This is a genomic window from Hominilimicola sp., assembly GCF_046972485.1.
Lineage (GTDB): Bacteria > Bacillota > Clostridia > UBA1381 > UBA1381 > Hominilimicola > Hominilimicola fabiformis.
Genome location: NZ_JBKVWU010000117.1, coordinates 1 through 6,853, shown reverse-complemented (window position 1 = coordinate 6,853; position 6,853 = coordinate 1). Strand labels below are relative to the sequence as shown.

The 6,853-nt window shown below is 38.0% G+C and carries 8 protein-coding genes and 6 tRNA genes; all 14 read right to left on the bottom strand.

All coding sequences use genetic code 11. From position 1 onward, the window contains the following. Nucleotides 1–226: translation initiation factor IF-2 N-terminal domain-containing protein (locus ACLTU0_RS09920; RefSeq protein ID WP_412322273.1), on the bottom strand; the 226-nt coding region annotated here is incomplete at its 3' end. A 34-nt stretch (nt 227–260) separates the two neighbouring features. Continuing rightward, nucleotides 261–563, bottom strand: coding sequence for a L7Ae/L30e/S12e/Gadd45 family ribosomal protein (locus tag ACLTU0_RS09915; protein ID WP_022230143.1), 303 nt, complete (start codon nt 561–563; stop codon nt 261–263). After that, the gene (gene rnpM, locus ACLTU0_RS09910; protein WP_022230142.1) at nt 560–814 is read right to left on the bottom strand and encodes an RNase P modulator RnpM; all 255 of its coding nucleotides are present in this window, start codon (nt 812–814) and stop codon (nt 560–562) included. The genes ACLTU0_RS09915 and rnpM overlap by 4 nt, the downstream gene beginning before the upstream one ends. Before the next feature lie 5 nt (nt 815–819). Next, nucleotides 820–1,845 carry a transcription termination factor NusA gene (nusA, locus tag ACLTU0_RS09905; protein ID WP_022230141.1) on the bottom strand — a complete coding sequence of 342 codons (1,026 nt, stop codon included), beginning with the start codon at nt 1,843–1,845 and terminating at the stop codon, nt 820–822. Nucleotides 1,846–1,863: 18 nt separating this feature from the next. Beyond that, on the bottom strand, nt 1,864–2,322 hold the full coding sequence (gene rimP / locus ACLTU0_RS09900; RefSeq protein WP_412322271.1) for a ribosome maturation factor RimP: 459 nt from the start codon (nt 2,320–2,322) through the stop codon (nt 1,864–1,866). A 151-nt stretch (nt 2,323–2,473) separates the two neighbouring features. Then, a complete protein-coding gene (locus tag ACLTU0_RS09895) occupies nt 2,474–3,835 on the bottom strand; it encodes an LCP family protein (RefSeq protein WP_412322270.1) in 1,362 nt (453 codons plus the stop codon). Between the two features lie 232 nt (nt 3,836–4,067). Next, on the bottom strand, nt 4,068–4,703 hold the full coding sequence (locus ACLTU0_RS09890; protein WP_118445875.1) for a leucine-rich repeat domain-containing protein: 636 nt from the start codon (nt 4,701–4,703) through the stop codon (nt 4,068–4,070). A gap of 276 nt (nt 4,704–4,979) precedes the next feature. Further along, nucleotides 4,980–5,064: transfer RNA gene (locus ACLTU0_RS09885), tRNA-Tyr, on the bottom strand. Nucleotides 5,065–5,103: 39 nt separating this feature from the next. After that, nucleotides 5,104–5,179, bottom strand: a tRNA-Thr gene (locus ACLTU0_RS09880). A 60-nt stretch (nt 5,180–5,239) separates the two neighbouring features. Next, nucleotides 5,240–5,324 (bottom strand) — tRNA-Tyr (locus ACLTU0_RS09875). A 39-nt stretch (nt 5,325–5,363) separates the two neighbouring features. Continuing rightward, nucleotides 5,364–5,439, bottom strand: a tRNA-Thr gene (locus tag ACLTU0_RS09870). Nucleotides 5,440–5,467: 28 nt separating this feature from the next. Beyond that, a tRNA-Val gene (locus ACLTU0_RS09865) sits at nt 5,468–5,543 on the bottom strand. An 8-nt stretch (nt 5,544–5,551) separates the two neighbouring features. Next, a tRNA-Pro gene (locus ACLTU0_RS09860) sits at nt 5,552–5,628 on the bottom strand. Between the two features lie 78 nt (nt 5,629–5,706). Beyond that, on the bottom strand, nt 5,707–6,792 hold the full coding sequence (locus ACLTU0_RS09855) for a hypothetical protein (protein WP_412322269.1): 1,086 nt from the start codon (nt 6,790–6,792) through the stop codon (nt 5,707–5,709). Between the last annotated feature and the right edge of the window lie 61 nt (nt 6,793–6,853).

Genomic DNA, 6,853 nt, shown 5'->3' with positions numbered 1-6,853 from the left:
CTTCTCTTGCTTTCTTCAAAGCCGCCTCACGCATTTCGCGGATTTCTTCCTCTGAAACTTGGTTCATCTCCGTATAAATATCGAAAATCAAACCGATAGTTTCTTCGTCAACCACGCTTGCCGAACTCTTTAGTTCTACTCCGAATTCCGCAAGTTTAGCTATTATATCCTTATTTGTAATCTTTAGATTTTTTGAAATCTCACCTAATTTTATCTTATCTGCCATATTTGCATCACCCTTTCTCCATGTCCCAGAGGGATTAGTCGTTTAATCTATCTAAAATTGCTTTCGCAAAATTGTCGTCATTCACGGAAACTACCGCACGGCTGTCTGCTCCTGTAAACTTGCCAAGCTCCGCCTTACTTCCCGCCTCAACAAATTTCGTTTTATAAAATTTGCATGAATCGGTTATTGATTTTTTTGTATTATCAGATGCGTCACACGCTACTATAATAAGCTTTGAAACACCGCTTTTAACGGCTTTTGAACATATATCTTCACCTGTCTGCACCTTACCGGCTCTTTTTGCCAAGCCGAGCATACCTAAAAATTTGTTGTTCAAATCAATTCCTCCGCCGCTTTATATAGTTCCTTTGGGACGGCACATTTAAAATGACGCTCAATCCCTCTTTTTTTCTCCGCATTTCGAATACAGTCTATATTCTTGCAAATATAAGCACCACGTCCGAACAATTTTTTATCACAGTCGAATTTAATCTCACCTGTTTTGTTGTCACGAACCAATCTTATAAGTTCATTTTGCGGATACATTTTTCTGCACGCAACGCACATCCTTTGTGGTATGTGCTTCATATATATTAGTCCTCCGCACTGATGTCTATTTTCCAGCCTGTAAGTCTTGCCGCAAGACGTACATTCTGACCTGCTCTGCCTATTGCAAGCGAAAGCTGATATTCAGGTACAACAACGTGTGCACTCTTTTCCTCTTCGTTGATTTCAGCTGAAATAACCTTGGCTGGACTTAGACTTGCCGCAATAAATTCGGCAGGGTCTTCGCTCCACTTAACTATATCAATCTTTTCATTCTTCAATTCTTCGCCGATATTCTGAACTCTTATACCCTTCGGTCCGATACAAGCACCTTGTGCGTCAACGTTAGGATCGTTTGAATAAACGGCAATCTTTGTTCTTGAGCCGCCCTCACGCGCAATGTTCTTTATCTCAACAATACCCTCGGCAATTTCAGGTACTTCTGCCTCAAACAACTTTTTAACAAGTCCCGGATGAGTTCTTGAAACTATAATTTGTGTACCCTTTGTTCCGCTTTTCACTTCGCTCACATAGCATTTAAGCACTTGACCTACTTCATATGTTTCGCCGATTGGCTGTTCTTTTTCAGGCAGCATTGCTTCGATTTTGCCGATGTCTATAAATACGTTTCCTTTTTCTATTCTCTCGATTGTTCCCGAAACTATGTCATTTGTCTTTTCGGTGTATTCACTGTAGATTATTCCTCTTTCAGCCTCTCTTATTCTCTGCGTAACAACTTGTTTTGCAGTCATTGCACTGATTCTGCCGAAATCTTTCGGTGTTACTTCTATATTTACCATATCACCGATTTGATAATTACCGTTGATTGCTCTTGCGTCCTCAAGTGAAATTTCTTCAAATTCGTCATATACAAGGTCAACAACTTCTTTCTTTGCAAATACCTTTACAGTTCCGCTTTCTCTGTCTATTGAAACCTCAACGTTTTGTGCTGAATAAAAGTTTTTCTTATATGCCGCAACAAGAGCCGCTTCAAGAGCGTCTATAAGCACCTCTTGACTTATGCCCTTTTCGTTACAGATTTCCGTAAGAACCTCAAATAATCCCTTTTCCATTTTTATAAATCTTCCTCTCTAAAACTTAAATGATAATCTTATATAAACTGCTTGCTTAACAGGTATTTCTTTCACTTTCCCATCAAGTTCAACAAATGCTGTTTTATCCTTGTAATCCTTTAAAACGCCTGTAAATTCCTTTACGCCGTTTTCTGCTTTGTAAAGCTTTACGTCAACCTCTCTGCCGATATAATAAAGAAATTCACGTTCCTTTGTAAGTTTTCTGTCTGCCCCCGGTGACGAAACTTCAAGCGTATAATTTTCTTCAATAAAATCTTCCGCATCAAGAAGTTCCTCTACTGCCTTTGAAAACAATTCACATTCATCTATACCAATTCCGCCCTCTTTGTCAATATAATAGCATAGCGAATAAGTGTCGTCGGCTTTTTTGTATGTCACATCAACAATATATACATTTTGTTTCTGTGCAATTTGTTCTCCGAGTTCAAGCGCTCGGATTTCTGTTCCGTTAGCCATTTGTACCTCCGTAACTTTTCAAAAAATCTTTTCATATAAATATGAAAGAGTGGGTAAACCCACTCTTTCTGAATATAGTATATTCCGCTTTAAAAGATATTATATCACATAAATCCAACAATTTCAAGACTTTTTTGTGATTTTATCTTTATTATTCATCGCTGCCGTCATTGCTTTCACTGCTACTGTATTCAGAACTCGAAGATTCACCGCTTGATTCTTCGCTTGATTCATATCTTTCACCTGTACTCTCGTGAGAAGAACTTGATGTTCCCGTACTTTCTTCGGTCGTTTCATGATTTGATGACGAACCGGATGATGAGTTTGATGAACCGGATGATGAGCTTGATGAACTGTTTGAAGTACCTGAACTTGATGAACCCGAAGTTCCCGATGAACTGTATGATGAATTTGAACTTCTGCTTTTTGAGTTTGATGAATTTGATGAATTTGATGAATTTGAAGTGTTTGACGAGCTTGAAGATATACCGCTTGATGAAGAACTACCGCTCTCTCTTGTAGCATTTTTAGGATTGTCTGTTGTTATATTATCTGCAGGATAACCGAACACATCTTGTACCATCGTTCTGATTTCGTCCATATTAGGTATCCAAACGTCGCCGTTCGCTGAATCTGAACTATATTCACCAGGCAATGAATACGAATGAATATTCACGCTTGAGAAATCAGCCAAATATTTTGAATACTTAATAACTTCACTTACTGTAAAGTTTGTCTTAATTTCAGAGCTTATATCCTTGAATATTGAAGGAATTTTCAAAATCAAAGATGCATTAACCTTTTGGTCTACAACAGCTTTCAGGAATTTCTGCTGCATTTCAACTCTGTCACTGTCACCGTTTACATAACCTTTAAATACACCGGTTGACGGATTGACATTACCGTGTCTGTAACGCATAAGCCATACAGCCTGCTGACCGTTCAGCTGATAATCTCCCGGCGGAAGATTTATATGCAGACTCTGTACAGGGTCATCATATACCATACCTACACCGTCGCCGTAAAGATCCGGAATTGTAAATTCAATAGGACCAAGTTCGTCTATAACGTGAGCAACAGCGTCAAAGCTGAAATCAACATAGTAATTTATCGGAATACCCGTTATTCTCGTTACCGCCTCACAAGTTGCTGTCGCGCCGCCGATTTCTCCGCTTTCATCCACAAATGCGTGTGCGGCGTTAATTTTTTGATAACGGTTTCCTATATACATTTTTGTATCACGAGGAATTGAGAGCATATTCACCTCTTTTGTTTCGGTATCAAAACTTGCAAGCATTATTGCGTCTGTTCTCAAGCCGTCAACGTCAACACCCATAAGTAAAACGTTTATCTTTCCGTCTGCCGCCTCAACAGTCGAAGTGTTGTCCACTGCTTCCTCATTGTTTGAGCCCGAAAAGTCAATTCCCATACAGACAGCTGCCACGGCAATAATCACTGCGAGTGATATTCCAAGTACTTGAAAATATCTTTTTACATTAAATTTAACTTTCACTCTGTAACCTCCAAAAATATTCATCTATGTTTCAAAAAAATACAATATATTTTAATTATACCATTCAAACTTACTCTCGTCAATAGAAAAAACACTTTATGTTTTTAAACTATTTGTAAACTTTACATACATATCCAAAAGTCAAATTGCATTTATGATAATTCATCAGCACACAAAAAGGGTGATATTTCCATACCACCCTTTAATTATTAACCCATATTAAATTTTTATACTAATGTGCAATATATGAAATTTTGTTAGCTTTCAGATATTCTTCGGCATATGTGCCTTTTACACATTTCACGTTGACTTTTTCACAGCCGTCAAACGCTCCGACGGCAATGTATTCAACGCTCTTTGGCAAAACTACGGTTTTAAGATTTTTGCAATTTTCAAATGCTTTTATATCTATGGCTTTCGTGCCGTCAGGAATTACGATTTCCTTTAAATCTGTGTTTGAAAATGCTTTCACTCCGATTTCCTGTAATTTTTCAGGTAACTTGATGTTTTCAAGGCTTGTGCAGTCAGCAAATGTCATATCTTCAATCTTCATCACATTTTGAGGTATATTTATATCAGTAAGATTATCGCAGCCTTCAAATGCTCCCCATTCGATATATGACACTGTTTCGGGAATTTCTATACCTTTCAACTCTTTGTTGTTTTTAAAGGCATCCGCTCCGATTCCCTCTACCGTCACACCTTCAAGTTCCTTTGGTATTACCGCATATTCGCCGAGATTATCCGCAGCTTTCAGAACAGCTTTCTCATTATGAACGGCATATGTCGCATATGATGAAGCGAATGCACTGATTTGAGTCATCATAACTATAAGCATAAGCGCCGCAACTAACATTTTCTTCTTCATATTTGACACTCCCTTTCATTCATTTCCTGTTCTCTTTATAAGTCTATTATACGCCGTATGAATATTTATTACAACAACAACAGACTTACAAAATTGTTTAAATGATTTAAGAAGTTGTTACAAATTGTTACAAAAAATTTTGTTTTATTTTGCATTCAAAAATACACCAAATTTGCGAAACCAAATCAAAGAAAAATATCAAATATTCCGTTCAAAAACGTTCAAAACAATATTATACAAAAAATCAGAGCAAGCTGTATACAGCTTGCTCTGATGTGGTGGGAGAGGATGGATTCGAACCATCGAAGTCGAAGACAACAGATTTACAGTCTGCCCCCTTTGGCCGCTCGGGAACTCTCCCAAACTATGAGGGATAAACCCGAAAGTTTATCCCTTTTTATGGAGCTGGTGATGGGACTCGAACCCGCGACCTGCTGATTACAAATCAGCTGCTCTACCAATTGAGCTACACCAGCATATTAAATTTTATCCCTACCCCTTAGGGGTAAAAAAACCACTTTATATGAAGTGGTTTTTGGTGGGAGAGGATGGATTCGAACCATCGAAGTCGAAGACAACAGATTTACAGTCTGCCCCCTTTGGCCGCTCGGGAACTCTCCCAAACTATGAGGGATAAACCCGAAAGTTTATCCCTTTTTATGGAGCTGGTGATGGGACTCGAACCCGCGACCTGCTGATTACAAATCAGCTGCTCTACCAATTGAGCTACACCAGCATCATATTTAAGAACATTATTTAAAAAGTGGTGGGAGTTACAGGGCTCGAACCTGTGACATCCTGCTTGTAAGGCAGACGCTCTCCCAGCTGAGCTAAACTCCCATACTTTTTGGTCGGGATGACAGGATTCGAACCTGCGGCCCTCTGGTCCCAAACCAGATGCGCTACCAAACTGCGCTACATCCCGACGTATGTTCTCTGCCGTTTTGCTCTCGCCAAACGACTTGTATATAATAGCAAAGATATTTAATTTTGTAAACCTCGATTACAGTCGATTATGTTTGTTTTTTGCTAATTTTACTTTTGTATTCTCATTTTTACGTTCATTTTCTACTTTATTCATATTTTTTATAAAATTATAAATAACATAGAAAACAAGCACCAATCCGCCGTAACCGCAAAGTCTGTAAGCTGTATTTATAATTTTAGAAAAACCCGCACCGCTCATAGCAACCGCAATTACAGTCATAAAGAATACAACAACATTCTTCCCTATTTTTCTGCTTGCTATGTCAAGTACGTTAAATCCGTTTGATACATCTGTGGTAATGACCGCAAAGAAAAGCATCGTTCCGTAAATCGCTCCAAACACTTTGTTTTGTCTGAGAGCCATTGTAAGCATAGGTATTTCTCCGAGATTTATTTTGCAGTAATATATTTCAAGCACAGTCCATATAAGTAACATCATAACAAACAGCACCACTCCGGACATAACGCTTGCCAATGCCGCCTCTCTCCTGTCCTGCAAAAAACGGCTCATACCCGCAAGAATTGCACCTGTTGTTATAAGATTGTATCCGGCATATGAAATACTCGAAACAGTCATTTTAACTTCATTTGAAAAAACTTGATGTTCTCGAAATCTCAATATGTAGAAACAACAAAAAATGATACCGAAAATTATTATTGCACCCAAAATCGAATTTATACCCATAATTTTTTTATTGTTCATAAAAAATATCATTCCGCATACTGCAGTAAAAATAATTGCGCCGAATATTTTTTTAATTCCGAACAATATAAAAAACATTTCCCCTGCACACGCCGTCATAACGCATACTGTGGATATTGCAAAAAGTAAAGTTATAATTTCGACAATTTTTCTTATATTATGTCTAAAAAAATTGTTCAGATAATCCGAATAAGTTTCTATATTTTTTTCTACACACACCGATAAAACCGCATACGCAAACACCGAAAAAATAATACACGAAAGCAATACACCTATAATACTGTATTTTCCGTATTTCACAAAAAAGCTTATAATCTCCTGTCCCGACGCAAAACCTGCACCGATAACAGCCGCCACATAACCGCATACGACGCTTAAAACATTCCGTATATTTCTCATAGCCTCACCCCCTAAGAAAATTTATGCAAAAAAACAGTGCGGTATTCAAATACCGCACTTA

Excerpts from the sequence above, each read along its gene's own strand:
- rnpM (WP_022230142.1), bottom strand. The coding sequence starts at position 814 with ATGAAGCACATACCACAAAGGATGTGCGTTGCGTGCAGAAAAATGTAT.
- nusA (WP_022230141.1), bottom strand. The coding sequence starts at position 1,845 with ATGGAAAAGGGATTATTTGAGGTTCTTACGGAAATCTGTAACGAAAAG.
- ACLTU0_RS09890 (WP_118445875.1), bottom strand. The coding sequence starts at position 4,703 with ATGAAGAAGAAAATGTTAGTTGCGGCGCTTATGCTTATAGTTATGATG.
- rimP (WP_412322271.1), bottom strand. The coding sequence starts at position 2,322 with ATGGCTAACGGAACAGAAATCCGAGCGCTTGAACTCGGAGAACAAATT.
- ACLTU0_RS09855 (WP_412322269.1), bottom strand. The coding sequence starts at position 6,792 with ATGAGAAATATACGGAATGTTTTAAGCGTCGTATGCGGTTATGTGGCG.